The organism is Paraflavitalea sp. CAU 1676, from assembly GCF_029223285.1.
Lineage (GTDB): Bacteria > Bacteroidota > Bacteroidia > Chitinophagales > Chitinophagaceae > Paraflavitalea.
The window spans coordinates 463,767-485,808 of the sequence record NZ_JARHUJ010000003.1; the positions used below are offsets into that span (position 1 = coordinate 463,767).

The 22,042-nt window shown below is 49.7% G+C and carries 23 protein-coding genes; 12 read left to right on the forward strand and 11 right to left on the reverse strand.

Going from position 1 to position 22,042, the window contains the following annotated elements; genetic code table 11:
* Nucleotides 1–32 precede the first annotated feature (32 nt).
* The 5 genes from P2H89_RS10795 to P2H89_RS10815 all read right to left on the reverse strand — a co-directional run bounded on the left by P2H89_RS10795 (nt 33) and on the right by P2H89_RS10815 (nt 4,868).
* A complete protein-coding gene (locus P2H89_RS10795; RefSeq protein ID WP_275826746.1) occupies nt 33–749 on the reverse strand; it encodes a response regulator transcription factor in 717 nt (238 codons plus the stop codon).
* Nucleotides 721–1,734 (reverse strand): histidine kinase, encoded by a 1,014-nt coding sequence (locus P2H89_RS10800; protein ID WP_275826748.1) that lies wholly within the window; start codon nt 1,732–1,734, stop codon nt 721–723. Before P2H89_RS10800 ends, P2H89_RS10795 begins: the two co-directional genes overlap by 29 nt.
* A 170-nt stretch (nt 1,735–1,904) precedes the next feature.
* Nucleotides 1,905–2,600 (reverse strand): LytTR family DNA-binding domain-containing protein, encoded by a 696-nt coding sequence (locus P2H89_RS10805; protein ID WP_275826749.1) that lies wholly within the window; start codon nt 2,598–2,600, stop codon nt 1,905–1,907.
* On the reverse strand, nt 2,600–3,625 hold the full coding sequence (locus P2H89_RS10810) for a histidine kinase (RefSeq protein ID WP_275826750.1): 1,026 nt from the start codon (nt 3,623–3,625) through the stop codon (nt 2,600–2,602). The genes P2H89_RS10805 and P2H89_RS10810 overlap by 1 nt, the downstream gene beginning before the upstream one ends.
* A gap of 16 nt (nt 3,626–3,641) precedes the next feature.
* Nucleotides 3,642–4,868 (reverse strand): acyltransferase family protein, encoded by a 1,227-nt coding sequence (locus P2H89_RS10815; RefSeq protein WP_275826751.1) that lies wholly within the window; start codon nt 4,866–4,868, stop codon nt 3,642–3,644.
* 190 nt (nt 4,869–5,058) lie between these two features.
* Here P2H89_RS10815 and P2H89_RS10820 point away from each other — a divergent pair, with 190 nt between their 5' ends.
* The 5 genes from P2H89_RS10820 to P2H89_RS10840 all read left to right on the forward strand — a co-directional run bounded on the left by P2H89_RS10820 (nt 5,059) and on the right by P2H89_RS10840 (nt 8,858).
* The gene (locus P2H89_RS10820; RefSeq protein ID WP_275826752.1) at nt 5,059–6,045 is read left to right on the forward strand and encodes a pyruvate dehydrogenase complex E1 component subunit beta; all 987 of its coding nucleotides are present in this window, start codon (nt 5,059–5,061) and stop codon (nt 6,043–6,045) included.
* Between the two features lie 76 nt (nt 6,046–6,121).
* Complete coding sequence (locus P2H89_RS10825) at nt 6,122–6,538, forward strand: DUF3592 domain-containing protein (RefSeq protein ID WP_275826753.1); 417 nt, start codon at nt 6,122–6,124, stop codon at nt 6,536–6,538.
* Nucleotides 6,526–6,969, forward strand: coding sequence for a DUF3592 domain-containing protein (locus P2H89_RS10830; protein ID WP_275826754.1), 444 nt, complete (start codon nt 6,526–6,528; stop codon nt 6,967–6,969). The genes P2H89_RS10825 and P2H89_RS10830 overlap by 13 nt, the downstream gene beginning before the upstream one ends.
* An 80-nt stretch (nt 6,970–7,049) precedes the next feature.
* Nucleotides 7,050–7,439 carry a DUF3592 domain-containing protein gene (locus tag P2H89_RS10835; protein ID WP_275826755.1) on the forward strand — a complete coding sequence of 130 codons (390 nt, stop codon included), beginning with the start codon at nt 7,050–7,052 and terminating at the stop codon, nt 7,437–7,439.
* An 87-nt stretch (nt 7,440–7,526) separates the two neighbouring features.
* Complete coding sequence (locus tag P2H89_RS10840; protein WP_275826756.1) at nt 7,527–8,858, forward strand: alpha-L-fucosidase; 1,332 nt, start codon at nt 7,527–7,529, stop codon at nt 8,856–8,858.
* A 316-nt stretch (nt 8,859–9,174) separates the two neighbouring features.
* Here P2H89_RS10840 and P2H89_RS10845 read toward each other — a convergent pair whose 3' ends face one another.
* Nucleotides 9,175–9,423: a hypothetical protein gene (locus P2H89_RS10845; RefSeq protein ID WP_275826757.1), complete on the reverse strand. Its 249-nt coding sequence runs from the start codon at nt 9,421–9,423 to the stop codon at nt 9,175–9,177.
* A 410-nt stretch (nt 9,424–9,833) separates the two neighbouring features.
* Entirely contained in the window at nt 9,834–10,487 is a 654-nt protein-coding gene (locus tag P2H89_RS10850; RefSeq protein ID WP_275826758.1) for a DUF4846 domain-containing protein, read from the reverse strand.
* Between the two features lie 209 nt (nt 10,488–10,696).
* Between P2H89_RS10850 and P2H89_RS10855 the strand changes: the two genes are divergently transcribed.
* The 4 genes from P2H89_RS10855 (at nt 10,697) to P2H89_RS10870 (ending at nt 13,503) form a co-directional block, all read left to right on the forward strand.
* Nucleotides 10,697–11,860, forward strand: coding sequence for a sigma-54 dependent transcriptional regulator (locus P2H89_RS10855; protein ID WP_275826759.1), 1,164 nt, complete (start codon nt 10,697–10,699; stop codon nt 11,858–11,860).
* An 82-nt stretch (nt 11,861–11,942) separates the two neighbouring features.
* The gene (locus P2H89_RS10860) at nt 11,943–12,614 is read left to right on the forward strand and encodes a hypothetical protein (protein WP_275826760.1); all 672 of its coding nucleotides are present in this window, start codon (nt 11,943–11,945) and stop codon (nt 12,612–12,614) included.
* Between the two features lie 37 nt (nt 12,615–12,651).
* Nucleotides 12,652–13,119 (forward strand): CYTH domain-containing protein, encoded by a 468-nt coding sequence (locus P2H89_RS10865; RefSeq protein WP_275826762.1) that lies wholly within the window; start codon nt 12,652–12,654, stop codon nt 13,117–13,119.
* A gap of 30 nt (nt 13,120–13,149) precedes the next feature.
* Nucleotides 13,150–13,503: a hypothetical protein gene (locus tag P2H89_RS10870; protein WP_275826763.1), complete on the forward strand. Its 354-nt coding sequence runs from the start codon at nt 13,150–13,152 to the stop codon at nt 13,501–13,503.
* Here P2H89_RS10870 and P2H89_RS10875 read toward each other — a convergent pair.
* The 3 genes from P2H89_RS10875 to P2H89_RS10885 all read right to left on the reverse strand — a co-directional run bounded on the left by P2H89_RS10875 (nt 13,500) and on the right by P2H89_RS10885 (nt 16,578).
* The gene (locus P2H89_RS10875) at nt 13,500–14,528 is read right to left on the reverse strand and encodes a hypothetical protein (protein ID WP_275826764.1); all 1,029 of its coding nucleotides are present in this window, start codon (nt 14,526–14,528) and stop codon (nt 13,500–13,502) included. The two genes, P2H89_RS10870 and P2H89_RS10875, sit on opposite strands and share 4 nt — an antisense overlap.
* A 171-nt stretch (nt 14,529–14,699) precedes the next feature.
* Nucleotides 14,700–15,212 (reverse strand): hypothetical protein, encoded by a 513-nt coding sequence (locus tag P2H89_RS10880; RefSeq protein WP_275826765.1) that lies wholly within the window; start codon nt 15,210–15,212, stop codon nt 14,700–14,702.
* Nucleotides 15,202–16,578 carry an oligosaccharide flippase family protein gene (locus P2H89_RS10885; RefSeq protein ID WP_275826766.1) on the reverse strand — a complete coding sequence of 459 codons (1,377 nt, stop codon included), beginning with the start codon at nt 16,576–16,578 and terminating at the stop codon, nt 15,202–15,204. Before P2H89_RS10885 ends, P2H89_RS10880 begins: the two co-directional genes overlap by 11 nt.
* 194 nt (nt 16,579–16,772) lie before the next feature.
* On the opposite strand from P2H89_RS10885, the gene P2H89_RS10890 reads away from it, so the two are divergent.
* On the forward strand, nt 16,773–17,120 hold the full coding sequence (locus P2H89_RS10890; RefSeq protein WP_275826767.1) for a hypothetical protein: 348 nt from the start codon (nt 16,773–16,775) through the stop codon (nt 17,118–17,120).
* A 382-nt stretch (nt 17,121–17,502) separates the two neighbouring features.
* Here P2H89_RS10890 and P2H89_RS10895 read toward each other — a convergent pair whose 3' ends face one another.
* A complete protein-coding gene (locus P2H89_RS10895; RefSeq protein ID WP_275826768.1) occupies nt 17,503–17,985 on the reverse strand; it encodes a hypothetical protein in 483 nt (160 codons plus the stop codon).
* Between the two features lie 102 nt (nt 17,986–18,087).
* Here P2H89_RS10895 and P2H89_RS10900 point away from each other — a divergent pair, with 102 nt between their 5' ends.
* Both P2H89_RS10900 and gyrA read left to right on the forward strand, forming a co-directional pair.
* Complete coding sequence (locus P2H89_RS10900) at nt 18,088–19,191, forward strand: S-adenosyl-l-methionine hydroxide adenosyltransferase family protein (protein WP_275826770.1); 1,104 nt, start codon at nt 18,088–18,090, stop codon at nt 19,189–19,191.
* A 173-nt stretch (nt 19,192–19,364) separates the two neighbouring features.
* Nucleotides 19,365–22,013, forward strand: a complete 2,649-nt coding sequence (gene gyrA / locus P2H89_RS10905) for a DNA gyrase subunit A (RefSeq protein ID WP_275826771.1) — start codon at nt 19,365–19,367, stop codon at nt 22,011–22,013.
* Nucleotides 22,014–22,042: the final 29 nt, after the last annotated feature.

Genomic DNA, 22,042 nt, shown 5'->3' on the forward strand with positions numbered 1-22,042 from the left:
TTATTAATGGTCTATACTTTCCCAATCACCAGCTATCCCGCACTCTTCTCCAGCACCGACTGCACCAGTTCCTTGTAGCTGCGGCCGATAGGGATCAGCTTACCGTTCACCTCCACATCCGTGGCTGTAAAAGCATCGATCTTATCCTTCGCCACAATGAACGACCGGTGGATCCGTATAAAATTATTCTTCGCCAGCATCTCTTCGATCTGCCCCAGCTGGAACTTCGTCAGGATATTCTTTGTTTTCGTATAAATGCGGATATACTCCTTCAAACTTTCGATATACAACACCTCATCGAGGTACACCTTCACTTTCTTCTTGCTCACATTGAAAAACAGGTAAGCCCTTTCCGAAGAAGCCATAAAGGAGGCGATGCTCACCGCCGGCACCGGCGATTGCTTCAGCTTATTCACCGCCATCAAAAACCGGCTGAACTCGATCGGCTTCAGCAAATAGTCCACTACATTGTATTCATACCCCTGCAATGCATACTCATGGTAGGCCGAAGTAATGATGATGTGTGGCGGCTGCTTCAACGTACGCAGAAAATCGAACCCCTTGAGTTTAGGCAGGTGAATATCGAGGAAGATCAGGTCAACCTTTTGCTGCTGCAACAGCTCCATGGCAAATATGGCATCACTGGCCACACCCACCAGCTCCAGGAAAGGCACCTGCTTGATATAATCCTGCAAAACCTCCGCCGCCAGCGGCTCGTCTTCAATAATGAGGCAATGATATCGTTGCATCGTTGTTTAGATTAATGGTCAGGTGAACTGAAAAACGGTCCTTCTGGTTGTCTACTTCCAGCGTATGCTCCTGGTACATCAATTCCAGTTGGCGCCGCACATTGCTCAATCCGATATTATCCGTAATCGTCGTATCACCATTCTCTTCTTTCGAATTCTCGATACAGAACTTCAGTAAACCCTCTTTCAATAATACATTGATATGAATGAAAGAATCAAACCGCGTTTCACTGGCCCCATGCTTAAAGGCATTTTCGATAAAAGGCAACAACAATAGGGGAGCAATGTGCTGCGTACTGTCGTCGATATCCTTCTCGAAGCGGATCGTGAGCCGCTCATTGTAGCGGATCTTCTCCAACTCCAGGTAATCCTCGATCATCCTGATCTCCCCGCTCACCGGAATCCTTTCCTTGCGCGACTCGTACAACATGAAACGCAGCAATTTCGACAGCTTCATCACCACATCGGCCGTATCGTCCGATTTCTTCCGCGCCAGTGCATAAATATTGTTCAGCGTATTGAAGAGGAAGTGCGGATTGGTTTGCGACCGCAGGAACTTCAATTCCGCCTCCAGCTTTTCCTGTAATAGCTTTTTCTCCCGGATCCGGCTCTGCCAGCTCATCCGCAAAAACTTCATCGCCACCGCACAGGCCGCCACCAGACTGATATCCACAAACCCATTCAGTAACCTGCCCATCGCAAAAACCCCTTTCTCCTTCCACGGGTTATTCAGCATCACCGGCACCACATAATACACCAGGATCACCCGGTAAAGAATGATGGAAGCAGCCAACGCCACCGTGGTCGCCGCCACCAGCCAGGGAATATCCCGGCTGCGGTTGATCCCCCTGTCTACCCCCCACAACAAAAAATAGGTAAACAGGATCTTGGGCGGTAAGATCCACAACACGGTCTTGAAACCAAGCCAGGTACGGGTGCCGGGGTCAATGTTCGGAAAATAGGAGTTGAACCAGGCATATTCCATGGCCGTTTCATGTATCACATACGCCAACCAGAAAAGCAAGTGTAATCGTAGTCTGTTCTTCACTGTATAAAAATCGTAAAAAAGTACAGGGTAGCCGGCAAAATTGTACTAAACGCAGGTTGAGCCCTACAAACAACAGGGTAGGGGACAACCCCCTCAAACCCAATCCGCTACTTCCGGTAGCCGATCCTTTCCATCACTTCCTCCTTCTGGTACTTCGATACCGGAACCTGGTATTTGTCGATATGCAGGATATTCCCCTCCACCGCGCCAATCGCATCCATATTCACCAGGTACGACTTGTGCGGCTGAATGAACTGGGCCGGCGGCAAACTTTCCTGCAACCCCTTCAGCGTCGAGTGGGTGATCAGCTTGCGCTCCGCCGTATAAATAGCCACATAGTTCTCCATCGCCTCTACAAACAGGATCTCGGCAAACTTCACCTTCTCGAGCCGCGTATCCGTTTTGATGAACAGGTGGTCCTTATCACCGGAGCCAGTCGATTGAAAATAGTCATAAGCCTTATTAGCCGATTTCAGGAAACGCTCAAACGAAACCGGCTTCAGCAGGTAATCCAGCACGTCCAGCTCATAGCCCTTGATGGCATACTGCTCGTAGGCCGTGGTAAAGATCACTTTGGGCGGATTGGTAGCCTGCTGCAAAAACTCCACCCCCGTAACATAGGGCATCTCGATATCGAGGAACAAGAGATCGACGGGCTGCTGGCGCAACAGGCTATTGAGCTGCAACGCATCTTCACAAACACCCGCCAGCTGCAGAAAGTCTATTTTCTCGATATATCCCTGCAGCCCCTTGCGGGCCATTGGTTCATCGTCGGTAATGATACAGGTGATCTTGCGTGGCATCAATCCAGTTTTATGGTTAAGGCAGCCCGGTATTCGCCGGCCGCTTTGTCGGTGGTCAAACTACTTTTGCCGGCATACAACAGCTCCAGCCGGCGCTTCAGGTTCTCCAGTCCAATGCCGCTGTGGGCCTTTACCGGAATGTTTTCGGGAATGCTGTTCACCACCGAAAACACCAGCTTACCGTCCTCCAGCCTGGCATCGATATCGATCTTATACTGTCCGCCCACATACTTGAAAGCATTCTCTACCATCGGCAACAGCAACAGGGGATAGATCTGCTGCCCATTGAGCTGCTTGTCGAAATGAACCGAGAGCTGCAATTTCTCCGACGTACGCACCTGCTGCAATTCGATGAAGTTGGTGAGATACTGGATCTCCTGGCTCAGGGGTACGGTTTGCTGCTGATCGTAGAGCTGGTACCGCAACAACCCCGAAAACTTCTCGATGCTCTTCTTCGCAGCCTGTATATCATCGTCCATCTGAAAATACACCGTATTGAGGGCATTGAACAAAAAATGCGGATGATATTGTGCCTTCAGGAACTTCAACTCCGTCTGCAGCTGGTCGTTGGTGATCTTCTCCAACTGGATCTGCTTATCGATATAGGCCCTCAGTAGTTTATTACTGCGCACTACGGCATAATAGAGGAGGTTGTACAGCACGGGGATCACGTTGATGATCGCAAAATCACCGATCGACAGGCCATCATCGGTCAACGCGGCCATAGGCGTCATCACCACATTCACGCAGACCTCCGTAACGACAAATACCCACAACAACTCCTGCAACACCGTCTTGTAACCCACCCGCACGGCGAGTTGTTTATCAAAATGCCTGAACAGCTTATTGAGCACATAGACCATCACAAACCCCATCGCCACGCTGCAGCCCATTTCGAAGGCATTCAGCTTCCAGGAACGGTCCCAGAAGGGGTCGTACGACAACGTATCGTTGATGAGCCGGATGGTAAAATAGATCAGCAACCCATAGACCGGCGCGAAAAGGTATGTCCAGAACCATTTCATGAGAAGAAAATTACATTTAATTTGCTAATTCAACACCAGGTACTCCTTCAGCCACTGCAGTCCGTTCTTTACCAGCCCTGGGCACCGCCTTGTCTTTCGGCTTCATGCCAAACAGGAACCGCATCACCGGGAATGGTCTGATCAGCAAATGATAGATGCCCATCGATAAAAAGAAGGTGACACCCACCGTGAAAATGTACTTCATACCGATAGTCTCATTTACCTGAACAATATAGTACACCAGTACGAGCATCACCGATTGGTGCAGGATGTAAAAAGGATAAACAGCCTGGTTCAGGTAATCCAGCACGCGATGTCTTTTGTTCATATACTTTTTACCGTAACCCACACCGGTAAGCACCCAACTCCAGGCCATGATGGGGGTGATGGCCAGGTAGGCATACGTGCGCCAGTCACTCTTCCAGTTGGTCAGCAGCTCCCAGGGCTCGATATCGTTCCACCGCAGGTAGTTCAACAGAATGAGCGACAGAAAGGCCACGGTGAGCGACACCCGGCGGTTCCTTTCGATGGCATCCACCATTCCGGGCACCGCCATGGCGATAAAACCCACCAGCAGGAATTGCAGCCAGTAGAAGATATTACACCAGTCGTGGATGAGGTCGTTGGTACCGGGAAACTTCAATACGAGGCTGCAATAGATGATGATACCCGGTACAATAAGGAAGTACATCCGCTTGCCTTGCGCCAGCCACTGCAGCTTGCGCATGGCCCGCTGGCCTTTTTCGCTAAAAGTCCATTTGAACAGCGGCGTAAACAACACATCGTAAATAAAAAGATATAAGATAAACCAGAGGTGGTGCCAGCTGAAGCTGCCGCCGGCAGGGTAGGGCTTGAACTCGAAAACCGTGGCCCAGAACTGCCAGTAGTTGCCGGTATAGCCCTGGGTGAGCCTTTCTACATAGATCTGGGGCGGAACGATCACCAGCATGCCAAACAAGAGGGGAATCAAGAGCCTGCGGAACCGGAGGCCTACAAACGACCAGCCCGATTTGCTGCGGAGCATGAAATAAGCCACAGTGCCCGAAATGAAGAACAACAGGGGCATGCGGAAGCGGCTGAGCCAGTAGTTGAACTCCATCAGCAGGTTGCTGGTCTCTTTATTCTTGATATGCCATTCCCATTCGGCCACGTAAGCCATGGCCGAGTGGAAGAACAAAACACCAAGGATGGCCAGTATGCGGAGCCAGTCGAGGTAGGTTTGGCGGGAGGAGGAAGGGTTCATATTGATTATTTTTTACAAACCTACCAGACGGCACAGGCGGCCCGAAATCCGTTTGACGAATGGACAGTTTTGGGCGGTCTGAGGATTTTTACACCAAGTTTGTTTATCTGCCTCTCAACCAATAATTTTGCGTCGCCCGAAGAACCATTTGATGGACTTGGGAACATAGAAAAATTAAACCAATTACCGGATGGCAAGATTAATAGCATTTCGTGAAGCGCTCCGTGAAGCGATGAGCGAAGAAATGAGAAGAGATCCTAATGTATTCCTGATGGGTGAAGAAGTTGCAGAATACAATGGCGCTTATAAGGTTAGCCAGGGTATGCTCGACGAATTCGGTCCGAAAAGGGTGATCGATACCCCCATCGCCGAGTTGGGTTTCACGGGTATTGCCGTAGGTGCTGCCCAAAACGGTTTGCGCCCCATCGTAGAGTTCATGACCTGGAACTTCGCCGTACTGGCCCTGGACCAGATCCTCAATACCGCTTCTAAAATGCTGGCAATGAGTGGCGGACAGATCAGCTGTCCCATCGTATTCCGTGGCCCCAACGGCTCTGCCGGTCAATTGGGCGCTCAGCACTCTACCGCATTCGAAAGCTACTACGCCAACATCCCCGGTATTAAAGTAATTTCTCCCTCCAACCCATACGACGCGAAAGGTTTGATGAAAGCCGCTATCCGCGACAACGACCCCGTGATGTTCATGGAAAGTGAAGTAATGTATGGTGACAAGGGCGAGGTTCCTGAAACAGAATACATCATCCCCATCGGTAAAGCCGATGTAAAGAGACAAGGCCGCGATGTAACCATCGTTTCTTACAACAAGATGATGAAGGTTGCCCTGGGTGCAGCTGCCGAACTGGAAAAAGAAGGCATCAGCGCCGAGGTGATCGACCTCCGCACCATCCGTCCGCTCGACTGGCAAACGATCGTTGAGAGCGTGAAGAAAACCAACCGTCTCGTGATCGTGGAAGAGCAGTGGCCCATGTGTTCAGTATCTTCAGAGATCGCTTACCGCATCCAGAAAGAAGCATTCGACTACCTCGATGCGCCGATCCGCCGTATCACCGCAGCCGATGCCCCGCTGCACTATGCACCGAACCTCGTAGCAGCAGCCCTGCCTGATGTTCCCCGCACTGTGAAGCTGGTGAAGGAAGTGATGTACGTGAAGAAATAAACGTTACAACTAACAATCGCTGATATTCGATCCCGGAGTGCGAGCTTCGGGATTTTTTTATGTAGTGGTTCGATCCATGCAAGTTCAGTTATATATAATCATATCGTTGCTCTTTGGCGGATTCTTCGTCCTGGCCGTCATATTTCACCATTACTGGCGTCCCTTCAAACTCGTTTGCTTTGGAAAGCAGGCGGAAGGCACTATTGAAGATTTTGTTACGGAGATGTTTGTGCCGTACAGCCTCGAAGAATATGATGTAGACTATCCCGTAATTGCTTTTGAAACGGCTGATGGAAAGAAGGTAAAGGAGAAATACGACACACTCCGCAGCAACCTGGTCAAAGGCGCCAAAGTAAAAGTATGGTATGATCCTGCTAACCCGCAACTCTTCTTCCCCCTGCTCACCCGCACAGATGTCTACATTTTTTGTATTGGGCTCCTCGTTGGAACAGGTATTTTAGTCATAGGAATCTATCAGTTATGGAAGCGATGAACCAGCACCTCTATATACAGTTGTTGTTCGACATACTCATTCCCATGATCGTAGGGCTCTGGGCAATATATTATCTCTCCGAACGCATTAAAGAGGACAAACATGTCTTGCGGAACGGACTGCCCGCGGAAGGGATCGTTTGCGATTTTGACGAATCGGCTATTTCGGAAAGTAGCGAAATGGATCTCAAATACCCCATCGTCAGATTTGTAACTCAAAAAGGAGAGTGGATCACCGAACGGTACTATGTTGCGGATTCCAGGATGAAATTAGGCGACACAATAAAAGTTATTTATGATCCCGAAAATCCCAGTACTTTTTTAGTGGAGGCGCGCAACGCTCCTGTTACCACATACATACTTTGGAGTTTGATAGGAGCAGGAGGTATTCTTTGGGGGTTTTATCAGTTGATCAGGTACCTGCTTACCTGATCTTGATTGCACCTTACAAGGCATGTGATCCTTGGAAATCCCCCGTTCACTCGCTATTTTTAAGCATACGCTCACACCACATGGCAAACAGTTTCCTACTCGGCTATATCTTCAACGGGGCCATACTCGGTATTGGAGTCTTTATGTTTGCCCGGATACTCAGGATGCGTTCCAAGGGCGAAAAAGCTACCGGTACGGTTACGCACGTTGAATACGACAACGATAAGTGGGGCGATGAAGATATCCCCTATCCTGTCATTTCCTATACCACCGTCACCGGACAAAAGATGTCCGAACGTTACAGCCGGAGATCAAACCTCTTCAAACCCGGCGATGTGATCGAGATTTATTATGATCCTGCCCAGCCAGAAAAGTTCGTCATCTATGATTTCGCCGCATTTCTGATTCCGGTAGCTTGTGTATTGGGTGGACTTTTCTTCCTCTATTTGAACATAATAGGCACTCCCTAAACCCCTGCGCAAACCATTGCGCTGATTTGGCCAAAAAACGGCCAATGAACGTTTTATCGCTAACTTCCGTTCCCCAAACAAATCACTATGATCCGACTTACGATTGCCTGTGCAACCGCCTTGTTATTGTCCATTACCTCCATTGCCCAATCAACTTACACGCCCTCACCCCAAAACCTCGAAGCACGCAAGTGGTTCGAAAATGCCCGTTTCGGCATGTTCATTCACTGGGGCGCATCGGCCGTACTCGGCAATGGCGAATGGGTCATGAACAACCGCAATATCCAGGTAAAAGAATACCGCCGCCTCATCGACATCTTCAATCCCACGGCTTTCGATGCAAAGACCTGGGTAACCACGGCCAAGAATGCAGGCATGCAGTACATCACGCTCATCACCCGCCACCACGACGGCTTTAGCCTGTGGGATACCAAGCAATCCGATTGGAACATCATGGGCACTCCCTATAAAAAAGACATCGTAAAACAGATCGCCGACGAATGCCACCGCCAGGGCATCAAGATATTCTTCTACTACTCCCTGCTCGACTGGTACCGGACCGACTACCAATACGAAACCGGTCGCACCGGTAAAGGAACGGGCCGCACCGAAAAAAGCAACTGGCCCAGCTATGTCAATTTCATGAAAGCCCAGCTCACCGAACTGCTTACCAATTATGGCGAAGTGGCCGGCATCTGGTTCGATGGCCATTGGGATCAACTCGAGAACGACCACAACAAACAAGCCGTATCGAAAGTAGACTGGAAATACGACGAGATCTACAACCTCATCCACAAACTGCAACCGCAATGTCTCATCAGCAATAACCACCACCTGAGCCCCATACCCGGCGAAGATTTCCAGGCATTCGAGAAAGACCTGCCCGGCGCCAACACCTCCGGTTTTGGTGGAGCATCGGTCTCTCAACTGCCACTGGAGACCTGCGAAACCATCAACGACTCCTGGGGCTTCAACATCACCGACCGCAATTACAAATCGACTAAAGCACTCATACATTATCTCGTTAAAGCGGCCGGACACAATGCCAATTTCCTCCTCAACATCGGGCCAATGCCCAATGGCGCTATACAGCCCGAGTTCACCGATCGCCTGAATGCGATGGGAGCGTGGCTGAAGACCTACGGCGAAACAGTGTACGGAACAAAAGGAGGCTTCATCGCACCGCAGGATTGGGGCGCCGTTACCGAGAAAGGCAATACCGTGTACCTGCACCTGCTGAAAGCACCCGACGAAAAGCTGTTCCTGAAGATCCCCTACAAGATCAAATCCATCAAAACCTTTACCGGCAAAACAGCTGTGAAGTGCCAGGTGTTGGCCGACAACTATGTGGTGATCGATACGAAGGCAGTACCGAAAGAAGAGTTCGATACGATTCTTGAAGTCGAGACTGCAAAATAGCTACGATTTGTGGGTTATCTTTTTGAGCTTTTTGGGATGTTGTCGTGTGTCGAAAACAGTAATGATTTCGATAGCAGATCGCCTATTGCGGTAATATATACTGTTGTGCTTAGAAAGAGCGTAGGAGCGAATATTTCTCCTTTTATCATAATACCTGAATATGCGGGGATTGAGACTTATGATTTTGTAGAATGCCTCTAACTTGCTGAGGAAATTGTCTATTACTTTTTGATTCCAGTTTTCTTGGAGATAATGGATAATTTCAATAATGTCCTTTTGCGCTTGGGGGGATATAATAACAGGCTTTGGCTTGGGGCTATTTTTTTGACCCATACCGTTGTTTCATGCGTTGGAGAAACGGTCCAAACTCAGCCCCTTCGCCATTGTCAAGCTGCTGGATGCCCTTAGCCAGTTTTTTTTCCAATGCATTTTTATCAGGCTTTTCAACCTTCATCTTCTTTTGATTGGCCAGCTCTTTAACGAGAAGGTAAGCAGATTGCAATTCCTCCTTGTCTAAGCCCTCAAGGCTTTTTGAAATCTTATTCTTTAGTTCAGTCGTAGACATTTATTTGTAAAACCAGTTTGTGGCTTTCTATCATTAAATATACAAAATTCTCAATTAATCGTCGGTGACTGCATTTCACTATAGCATTTGACTTCTGAATTGAAACCAACAAAAATGCCGGCTTACGCCGGCATTGACATTATTGCTTGCTATTGTAGGGTCTTCCGACCTATTCAATAATTTGGATCGCTGATGAACACAACATGAGGAAAGCATACACGGCGGCTAAAAGAATACCACCAACTAAAGTGAGGCGCATTACAGTTTTGCTGACAGACGGATTCTGGACATTGAGTTGAGCCTTCATAGGGACGCTTTTTAGAGATTAAATAATTGTTTTCAAAGGATGATGCTGGGACTAAAGTAGAAATTGGCGTTAAATTTTGCAATAGGACTTTTACGTGATCCATCTACCAGCGTTTTAACTGTTGTTGGGTAAAATCCCACTCCGGCGTTTTTATATTCAATTCATCCCCAGCCTTATACCACGGACTCAAGGACTCATCCATAGGGTTTTTCAAGATATGAATACTTTGGGCCGGCATATAGCTCTGCGCCAGCAGGTAGATTTTTTCGCCCGAACTGTTCACCGCCACATCCATCACCAGCACCGCATGACCCGGAGAGCCACCCTTTATCAACACATCGCCCGGCTGTATGTCCTTAAAAGCGGCTACCTTTTTCAGTTGCTTCTCGAGCGATAAGGTTCCGCACCAGGCATACACCTGCTCCAGGTACTTTTCAAAACGCGGCCGGTCGGCCCCGGGCGGACAACTATACTTCTTTCCATTATTATCAGTAAACCAGATCCGGTCATACATTTTTCGATCATAAAAGAACTCTGCCCGCAACCGCATCACCGCATCCGCACACTGTTGCAGGTCTTTGTTCCCCACCGGCACATCGAGCACGGCATATTGAGCGCCCTGATAGCGCTTCGGTTGTCCATTGTACAGGTACACCGCAGCGTCGGCCTTGAGGGGTACCCTACGCAGCCAGCGGGCAAAAGCGGAATCGCGCCCATCTACCCGTTTGTACCCCGACGGTAACGCAATATCTCCCACACTCCGGAGCTTGCCAGCCCCCGCTGGCACTGGATTTGATGGCGGTTGGCCCGATATCCCCTCGCAACTACCCAAAAACGGCAGGATAATTGACAGAAGGAGGTATTTAAAATAAGCCAGCCGGCGGTCAGTACATATCATTATTTTTGGTTTTAATTTTGGAACGACACACAAGGGCTGAATTTCCATAGCAAAAGACTGTTAAGCATATGTCAAACATATTAATTATCGACGACGAAAAGGCGATCCGGAAAACACTCAGCGAGATCCTTTCTTATGAAGGATACAAGATCGATGAGGCAGGCGATGGAGAAGAAGGACTCAAGAAATTCAAAGAGAAAAGCTACGACGTAGTATTGTGCGATATCAAAATGCCCAAACTCGACGGCATTGAATTCCTCGACAAAGCCCGGGAAGCCAACCCCGACGTACCGGTGATCATGATCTCCGGTCACGGAACCATCGAGACCGCCGTGGAAGCGGTGAAGAAAGGCGCTTACGATTATATCTCCAAACCGCCCGATCTCAACCGCCTGCTCATCACCATCCGCAACGCCATGGACAAAACCAACCTGGTAGCGGAAACCAAAGTGCTGAAGCGCAAGGTGAGCAAGGTGGAGGAAATGATCGGCGAATCGGGTCCCATAGCCCGCATCAAGGAGACCATCGAAAAGGTGGCGCCTACGGATGCGCGTATCCTGGTTACCGGTGAAAACGGGGTAGGAAAGGAGCTGGTAGCCCGCTGGGTACATGAAAAGAGCAACCGCGTATCCGGACCGCTCATTGAAGTGAATTGCGCAGCCATCCCCAGCGAACTGATCGAAAGTGAACTCTTCGGCCACGAAAAAGGCTCGTTCACTTCTGCCGTTAAACAACGGATCGGCAAGTTCGAATCGGCCCATGGCGGCACCCTCTTTCTGGATGAGATCGGCGATATGAGCCTCAGCGCCCAGGCCAAGGTACTACGCGCCCTGCAGGAAGGCAAGATCACCCGCGTGGGTGGCGATAAAGATATCAGTGTAGATGTGCGCGTCATCGCGGCGACCAACAAAGACCTGCTGCAGGAAGTCGAAGACAAGAACTTCCGGCTCGACTTATACCACCGTCTCAGTGTGATCATTATTCACGTTCCATCGCTCAACGATCGCCGCGACGATATTCCTTTGCTGGTCGATAAGTTCCTCGGCGATATCTGCGCCGACTACGGCATTGCCAAAAAGGCCATCGAACCCGACGCGCTCGACGCCCTCAAAGAACACAACTGGACCGGTAATATCCGCGAGCTCCGCAACGTGGTAGAGCGCCTGATCATCCTCTCGGGCAAAACCATTGTGCGGGAAGATGTACAGTTGTACGTGCTGCCGAAGAAATAGTAATTGTAACGCATATATTCAAAGGTTCACCAGAGCGCTGTGGCGGGAGGGTGAACCTTTGTTTTATTAGTCGATAGCTCGCATGAAAAAAACTTCATTTATAATTATATCCTGTACCCTGGGATTATTGCTGCAAGCAGCCGGGCAGGATACCGCCAGGTATTCGCAAACCCAGACATCATTATTTGGAAATAGTTATACGTTCATCAGGAAGAACAAACAGGATAAAGCTGGCCAGTTTTTCCAGCTGTGTATGTCGGATGACGGCATATGTTGGTATGGGGCTGGAAGTTTTACCCAAACCAGGCATAAGATATTCCTGCAATTCGACACCTCTAAGCACCACAACCGAACTGAAATAGTTTACCAAACCAGCCACCGCGACACACTATATGTATATTGGTTTGACTGGTGGCACAACGACCAGGTGCCATTTGGAGTGAGGGCTCCAGGCGATCTCAACCCAAAAACCTATAACGCTGGTTACGGTAGTAGCGTAGTACATATACCCAAAAAAGAGGTCGTTGGAAAGAAGCTGGCAATATTTCCGATGTCAGGCACCACAAAGTTGCTCGACCTGGATATACCCCCTGAAGCCGATGAGATCAGGGTTTTCGCCAATGATACCGCACGCATGATTACGTTTAACAAAACCAAGGAAACACTCAGAAAACGGGAGAATGGCTTTATTACAAAAGGCATGTGGGCAAAAAGCCGCCGTTCCCTATTTGTGCAGAAACCCAAATCCTCTTAGAAAAAAATTACCTTAGTACCAGCTCCGATCTAATCTCATGACAACTGAAATAGAAAGAAAATTCCTGGTTAAACCCGAACTATGGCTCACAGTCAATAAGGGAACCGGCAAACAATACGTGCAGGGATATCTGCTCACCGAACCCGGCAAAACCATCCGGGTGCGGATCGGTGGAGACCAGGGATTCCTGACCATCAAAGGAGCCACCAAAGGCATCTCCCGGAGCGAATTTGAATATGAGATACCCGTGGCGGATGCGGAGCAGTTACTGAAACAATTCTGTGCAGCCCTGGTCGCCAAAACCCGCTACGAAATCGAACATAAAGGCAAACACTGGGAAGTAGATGTGTTTGCAGGCGACAATGAAGGGCTGGTAGTAGCGGAAATAGAACTCGCCGCCGAAGACGAAGCATTCGAGTTGCCCGACTGGGTAGACCAGGAAGTATCCGATGATGAACGATATTACAATGCCTATTTGTCGGCCAGGCCATACAAAACCTGGTAAATCGTCCACCTAAACCTTATCACCAACTATATGAGATCAATCCGTTTCGCATTCCTCATCATCGCTTTATTGTCCGTCTTTAACGGCCACAGCCAGGCTACCCCTGCCAAACAAATCGACTTCAAAAAGGCTAAGGTGTCATTTGTTACAGACTTCAACAACAGCAACGCTACCAAAGACGGTTACTACCTGCGTGGCTACGTCGTCAACATCAGTCCCGAAAAAGGGCGCGAACTGGATGGCAAAAAAATACGGGTGTCCGGCAAAGTAACCGTCGTAAAAGGAGTACAGAATGACCCCAACGGCAAGGACGACATCCAACAGGGCCGTGCCGAAGACTTCCTGTACATCAAAAAGCCCAGGATAGAAGTACTGAAGCATTAGCCCTCCATAAACCCCGACAGCGCGCTGCGGAGCTTATTCTTGATCGACTTGGGGAAGTTCTCCTTTACCCATAGCTTAATGCGCCCCTTAGTAGTACTGCGCGCCAGCTGCCGGTAATGCTCTTCGTGCTTATTGGCATAATAGCAGACCTTCTTCTTAGTGGTCTCATAACCTTCCGCCACCAGGTCGCGCCGGTATCGCTCAAAAAGCTCCTTGAGAATGGGGAAGTCGGTTTCTGTATAGCGGTCTTGCTGATCGGTGAATAGCTTATTACCCGGAATATTGACATTGCTATAGTGATAGATCGCCAGTCCGTAGCGGCCGTTCACCATCACCTTGCTGTTGACACGGGTGATGGCACGCTCCATCAAATTCCAGTAACCAATATTATAACCGGGGTGTTTAACTATTACTACTTTATCGAAGAATACCGGCGCCAGGATGATCCATTTTTGATCATAGAACAATCCCGCCTTCCAATCCACATAACTATAATGTCGCAGGCGATCCCGCCACCAGGTGATGAAACGCATCGTATTCTCATTCACCGTCACGGAAATCAATCCCAGGTTATAAGTACCGGTAGCCAGGTACGAGATCTCATTGGGCGTTTTACCGTCGAAAGGCTGCGGCTGGAGTAGGTGAGGGAAGAGCAGGATATCACCTTCCTGGTGCATGCGACTGATCTCGTCAAGCTTCTCATAGATCGCCATATCCGGATCGATGAACAGGATATGCTCCGCCTGGGGATACTTGCGGGCAAAGTATTCGAGGAAGAAAGGCTTCAGGGCATTCTTAAGGTCGCTTACCCCATAATGGATGGCCATGCCCTCGAGGTCTTCGATACCGGCCTCTTCACAGGGCACCACCTGGAAACCATCGTACCAGGGCGCCAGGTCCAGCTCACGTTTGTCGCACAGTCCGATAAAGAACTCGTAGTCGGGATTGTGCTCCTTCAACGATTTACCCACCACACGGGCCAGCGACAAGAAACTATTGGTACAGATAGTAAAAGCGATCTTCATATAATAAAATTATGCATCTCCCTAAATCGGGGCGAAAGATAATAGAAAAATGAGGGTATTGGAAGTGCAAGCAGGATAAAATGCGGGTATCATCACTTCGCCCGGCAAAACCTACACGGTCTGCACCTACAGACTAAGGTGCCACCTGAAAGGCCGTTCACAAAAGTAGTCCTACTTAAACCGCTTCAGGATCTTCCTGGCGCGCGAATGGAAGGCAGGCGTTTCATGTGGCCAGCGTTCTTCAATGATGAGCTTCAGTTCAGGAACAATATCGGGATATGCAATGGCCAGACGTTCGAGAATCGTAAGCGAAAAGGCCTTGATCGCCGCCAGTTGCTGCGGGTCTTCGATAAAGGCAAAGCAAAGGTTCATCACATCACCCTGGTATGCTTCGGGAATCGTTACATGCTGTAGCGCCCGAACGATATTCCGCGTCACCGCATTGTGCACATCCTTCCGCTCCAGCAACTTCAACAGCTTCCCCAAATGCGGCATCACCCATTCCGGCTTTGCTTCCACACAATAGCTCAGCGGCCAGCCGGCCCTTTGCTGCTCCAGCGGCTCACCTTCCAAAAAGATCTTCATCAGGGCATTGAACCGCTTTTGATCGCGCGAAACATACTGCACGATCTTATCGGCCTGCGCCTTCGAATGCTCGGCTAATATGGTCGCTTTAAGATCCACTGGTCTTGAGCAGTTTCTTACGGGCAAAACCAAACAGGTCTTTATAAGCCTGGAACATGTATTTGAAAATATTGCCAACTTCGATATGCACGTACTTTTTAAGCACACTGATCAGTACAATGGCCGAAATCACATTATAAATGATGGTAGCGTAAGCGGCTCCCATTCCCTGGAACCTCGACAAACACCAAAAGGTGGCAACCAGATTCACCAGCATCAGTGCAACGCTCACATAAAAATTGACATTCGGCTTGCCGATAGCATCCAGCGTATTGCCAAATTGGTATCCCAATGGACGCACCAGGCCGAAAAGTATCGTAAGCTGGAGGATTGGCACCGCTTCCATGAAATTGGGCGCCAGGATCGTAATGATCAGCTTGGGGAACACGAAAATGAAGATGGACATCGGCACTACCAGTGCCAGGATGGTGCCCATCATCCGCTCGAAATAGTATTTCACCTTACCCAGTCCATCCGTCTCCAGCGTCTCCACATTCTTCGGAAACAACACATCGGCTGCCGCCAGCGAAGGCACATCGATCATATTGTTGATCCGGGCCACAGTGTTATAATAAGAAACATACGTTTTACCTTCTGCAGGATTCAATACCGAAGCAGTGATAAAGTGGTCGAACGAACGGGCAATATTCGAGAATACATTGGTACCAAAGATGTATTTACCAAAGTGGAACATGTCTCGCATAATTCCCACATTGAAATGAAATCCTTTTAAACGATAGGGTGCCGTCGATACAAACAGGATGGCCGTACCAACTGCCAGCGCACCCACCTGCAGGTAAAGCAGGTTGATGAGGTTCAGGTATTGGGGCCACACAAAACTTAACAAAATAACACCCAGAAAGAAAATACCCTGCCGCACAAAATAAGCCCAGAAGTTCTTGGAGAACTGATAATGCGCCTGCAACAACACCTCATAATGGTTATAGGGAATCAGCAAAATGAGGAAAGACACACTCCAGTCCAGTAGTGAAACCAGGTCGGGACTCTTCAGTAAATGCCCCAGCCAGGAGCCGCCCAAAGTAAACAATAAAATAGCAAGTAACGTGCAGAAGATATTGATAAGCATAGCAGAAGACTGCACTTCACGCTTCTTGTCTGCGTATTCCGACTGGCCCAGGAACTTGATGGTAGGGTTGCGCAGCAGCCCCTGCTTGATCGTTTCGAAGAGCGCCAGAATGGTGAGGAACAAAGCCCATACACCGTAGGTTTCTACGCCATTGGTCTGTTTGCCGAAGCCCCGCACGAGCACCATAAAGGAAACAGCTCCGAAAAAGAATAGGGAAAAACGTTGTAAAAGGGTGTAAAAGATGGAATGTAACCAGAAAGATGATTTCAACAGCTTCAAAGTGTTCAGGCTTTGGGCGTGAAATTAATATAATAATTGATTGGTGGTTAGTGGAGAAGTACGCAAGATGGATCGACCGGTCTATTTTACCCATATTCGGTCGGGCTAAAGGTTAATATTCAAATGATTTAAATACTACCGGCCGCTTGGAACTCGTTATAGGCTGCTGTACATTTCCTTTTCAATGTCTTCTGATGAATGAGAACTTTAAGATTGTATTAAACTATCTCCTCCTTGGACTCCTTACCATGGTCTACGTTTATTATTGCGGTATACTTTTGGAGGGACACGGCTATGGATATAAGTTCAGAATGATACCATCACCGGTTTGCCTGTTAATATTTGTGTATCCCTTTTATCACTTCAAAAGTATAGTAAGGCATATCGTACCAATAGCCATTTGGACGCTGGGCTTTATGATCGTTTTTAGTGGTGGCGAAGACGCTGCTGCAGCGGGTGCGATTTTGCTATTAGGCGTCCTGGGATACGAGGCATTCAGCAATTACCAGACAAAGAAAGGCGAATCGCAGGAACGTCTTTGACATCCGAAAGACTTAAACCTAAACAGCCGCCACCTCCCGATCCGCTGGCCCGCCAACAGGATGAACAAGCTTTGATCCCGGCCTGATCGACCCTTGGTCACCCTCCGATCAACTCCCGATCACTTCCTGAGTAGCCTTATAGGAAGGGCAAAGGAAGTCCGAGGGAAGTCCGGGGGAACTCCGGGGCAATGGCGAGCCAACAGGGCTCAAATGCAGGCTGAATGCGGATATTTGCCACTACAAAATGGCGGATGCAGTCCCATGGCGGGTTTGCTCGAAATGAGGAAATTCAAAAAGGAGATAGCAGACATAGAAAAAGGCGCGTATTACACCTCAAGTGTAATATACGAAAAAGCCCACAAAACATTGATTTGTTACACAGTTAACTTTTAGCCAACTCCAGCTGCCTGATCCAACGGCGTGTCAACCACAAAGGGATCAATCCAAAGACGCCAAACGAGCAATCGATCACAATATGGAACCAGGGAATACCCCTGATCGGCCCCGCAATCAAGGCCAGCGGAAATACCGCCACACCCGCCAGCATCGCCCATTCGATCACCCACACATTGCGAACAGGATCCCTCCACGGACCAATAAACGCCATCCCGATCACGATGTGCGCAAATGCCAGCCAGTCGTACCCATAAAACAGGAACGGAAATTGCCCGTTCATTGCATCGACACCCAGCCACACCTGGTACAAAAAGTCGCCGAGGAGCGTACCCCGCGGCACCGTGTCATGCTCCATCATCCATTTCAATTCCGTGTAAACCGGAAAAGCGGTAATGCCGCTTAGCATCAGCAGTACCACAAACAGGATGATCATGCGCCGGATGCGGGCCAGGAGTTTTTGTGAAGTCATGTTTAGTACATTTACAAAACGACGATGAGGGCGGGACCACACTGAAACAGTGCGTAAAAAACAAAGTCCTGCAAAGTCCGCCCCCTCCAAGATAATCAGCTTATGAAGAAAATACAATCGATCCGCATCTTTTGGGTTCGTAATCTTATCCGCCAATCGATAAACATCCCTTTGAGGCTCCAACAGGCGGCACCAGGGTCCGCTGAGCGTCATTCCCAAGGGCATCCCCACACAAACCATGTTCAATGGCTGGCCCCAGTTTTCCACAAGGCCAGGCCGACTCGCATCATTACCATCGCCGGATTTTCCATTGTCACGCTCGCCATCTTCCTCACCGACTGCAATTCCCGCCCATCGACGCAAGCTCACAAACCAGCCGTCGTATTCCAGACCGACTTCGGACTCAAAGACGGCGCCGTAAGCGCCATGAAAGGGGTAGCCACCGGGGTTGATGCCGACCTGAAACTCTACGACCTCACCCACGAAATACCGGCCTATAACATCTGGGAGGCAGCTTACCGTCTCCAGCAAACAGCACCTTACTGGCCGGCCGGCACAGTATTCGTTTCAGTAGTCGATCCCGGCGTAGGCACCACCAGGAAGTCGGTCGTGGCAAAAACCCGCAATGGATTATACATAGTAACACCCGATAATGGCACATTAACACTAATCGCCGAATCAATTGGTATAGAATCCATCAGAGAGATTGATGAAGTAATAAATAGAAGACAAAACAGCCAACAGTCCTATACCTTTCACGGGCGCGACGTGTATGCCTACACCGGAGCCCGACTGGCGTCCGGCGTCATCAGTTTTGAGCAGGTGGGGAAACCCCTCGGCGACCAAATAGTTAAGATCCCGTACGAAAAACCGGTCTTAAAAGACGACACGCTCACCGGCGGCATCCCTGTTTTAGACATTCAGTATGGAAATATCTGGACCAATATCAATGATTCGGTTTTCAGACAGTTGAAACTGTCACCTGATAAAAAAATAAAGGTAAAGATCAGCAGGGGAGGGGTCGATTTCTTCAACGGTACCCTGCCATTCGTCAACACCTTCGGAGCGGTACCCGAAGGGGAGACGCTCGGCTATATGAACAGTTTGATGAACTTTTCGGTAGCGCTCAACATGCGGAGTTTTGCCGACTCGTTCCACATCGCCAGCGGGCCCGGATGGAAGGTCGTCATAACACCGGCAAAATGAGGGCGAAGGCTTTCGTATTCAGGGAATTGTTATTCTCCACAATCGTGGAAAAGTGAAGTCAAAAAACACAGTTCGTTAACGGGTTTTCCGCCCTAAATAGGGTAGATTTGCCACCCATCACAGACCGTCGGCCTGACGGCCCATAAAATGGATAAAATCAGCTAAATACAGCTATGGAAGAGAATCTCATACCATCAGAAACGAACGATCAGAACAGGATCGTTCCCGTGAACATTGAAGAGCAGATGAAAACCGCGTACATCGACTACTCCATGTCGGTGATCGTAGGCCGGGCCCTGCCCGACGTACGGGATGGATTGAAGCCGGTACACCGGCGCATCCTCTACGCGATGAATGAAATGGGGGTTACTTACAACAAGCCGTATAAGAAGTCGGCCCGTATCGTGGGTGACGTACTCGGTAAATATCACCCCCACGGTGATAGCTCCGTATACGACGCCATGGTGCGTATGGCGCAGGATTGGAGCATGCGCTATACACTCGTAGACAGCCAGGGTAACTTTGGTAGCCAGGACGGCGACGGACCGGCGGCCATGCGTTATACCGAGGTGCGCCTCGAAAAAATGGCCGAAGCCATGCTCGAGGATATCGACAAGGATACCGTCGACTTCCAGCTCAACTTCGACGACTCACTGAAAGAACCAACCGTATTGCCTTCCCGCCTGCCCAACCTGCTGCTCAACGGCTCCAGCGGTATCGCGGTAGGTATGGCCACGAATATCATGCCCCATAACCTCACCGAGGTGATTGACGGCTGTATCGCCTATATCGATAAACGCGACATCACCATCGAAGAGATGATGAGTTACGTAAAAGCGCCCGACTTCCCCACCGGAGGTATCATCTACGGAATGGAAGGCGTTAAAGCCGGTATGGCCACCGGCCGCGGCCGCGTCGTATTGCGCGGACGTGTAATGCTCGATGCCAAGCCCAGCGGCCGCGAGCAGATCATCATCACCGAAGTACCTTACCAGGTAAACCGCGATGCCCTTTGCGATCGCATCGGCCAGCTGGTAAATGAAAAGATTGTTGAAGGCATCGCCCACGTCAACAACGAATCGAACGAAAAAGAAGGCACCCGTATCGTAGTTGACCTCAAGCGCGATGCCATCGCCAACGTGGTGATCAACCAACTGTACAAATACACCGAACTCCAGACCTCATACGGTATCAACAACGTGGCCCTGGTAAAGGGACGCCCGAAGATCCTGAGCGTAAGGGATATGATCGCCGAGTTCGTGGAGTTCCGCCACGAAGTGATCGTACGCCGCACCGAGTTCGAACTGCGCGAAGCGCAGAAGAAAGCCCACATCCTGCAAGGCTACCTGATCGCACTCGATCACCTCGATGAAGTGATCGCCATGATCCGCGCCTCTGCAACACCCGAGATCGCCAAGGAAAACCTGGTGAATGCCGGATGGGGATTGGATGAGATACAAGCCAAAGCCATCCTCGAACTCCGCCTCCAGCGCTTAACCGGCATGGAACGCGATAAGATCAAGCAGGAATACGACGAACTGATGAAACTGATCGCTCACCTCCAGGAACTGCTCGCCAACGAAGGCATGCGTTACGATGTGATCAAGGCCGAACTGCTCGAGATCAAGGAGAAATTCGGCGACGCCCGTAAAACCGAGATCACTTACCTCGATGATGAGGTTAGTATCAAGGACCTGATCAAGGAAGAAGATGTGGTGATCACCATATCGCACCTCGGTTACATCAAACGCACATCTGCCAACGAATACCGCGCCCAGAAGAGAGGCGGCCGTGGTGTGATCGGCGGAAAGACCCGCGAAGAGGATTACATCGAACACCTCTTTGTGGCCTCCACCCACCATACCATGCTGTTCTTTACCGAAAAAGGACGCTGCTTCTGGCTCAACGTGTATCAGATCCCCGAAGGCGAAAAGACCGGCAAGGGCCGCGCCATCCAGAATATGATCCAGATACCGCCCGATGATAAGGTGCGCGCCATCATCGACGTACGCGACCTGGAAGATAAAGACTTTGTCAAGAGCCAATATATTGTACTTTGCACCAAGAAAGGCATCCTGAAGAAGACCGAACTGGAAGACTTCAGCAATCCCCGCAGAACCGGTGTGAACGCCATTAATATCCTCGAAGGCGATGAATTGCTCGAAGCCAGGATGACCGACGGCAATAGTGAGATCATGCTCGCTGTAAAAAGTGGCCGCGCGATCCGTTTCCCCGAAGACAAAGTACGCTCTACAGGTCGTGGCGCAACCGGCGTAACCGGTGTGGAATTGGAAGACGAAAATGATGAGGTTATTGGCATGATATGTGTCAACAAGGACGACAAATCCCGTACAGTACTGGTTGTGAGTGAAAAGGGCTACGGAAAACGTACCCAGATCGACGAATACCGCATCACCAACCGGGGCGGAAAGGGTGTTAAGACCATCAGTGTCACCGACAAAACCGGACCGCTGGTAGGCATCCTCGACGTAACCGAACAGGAAGACCTGATGATCACCTGTAAAAGCGGCGTCACCATCCGGATGCCGGTGAAGGGCGTGAGCGAACAAGGCCGGGCTACCCAGGGGGTAAAGCTGATCCGACTCAACGAAGGCGACGAGATCGCCGCCATCACCAAGCTCGATGAAGATGATGAAGAAAATGGTGATACCCAGGCACTCGTAGCCGGCGCTGTAGAAGGAGCCACTGAGGGAGAAACAGCCGAAAGCGCAGCTCCCGAAGCATTAAATGACGAGACGCAGGCAACCGGCGGCGAAGAATCGGCATCTGATGAAAATACAGAGACAGAAAACCCATCATAAAACCAACTATCACATTAAACTATAAGCAA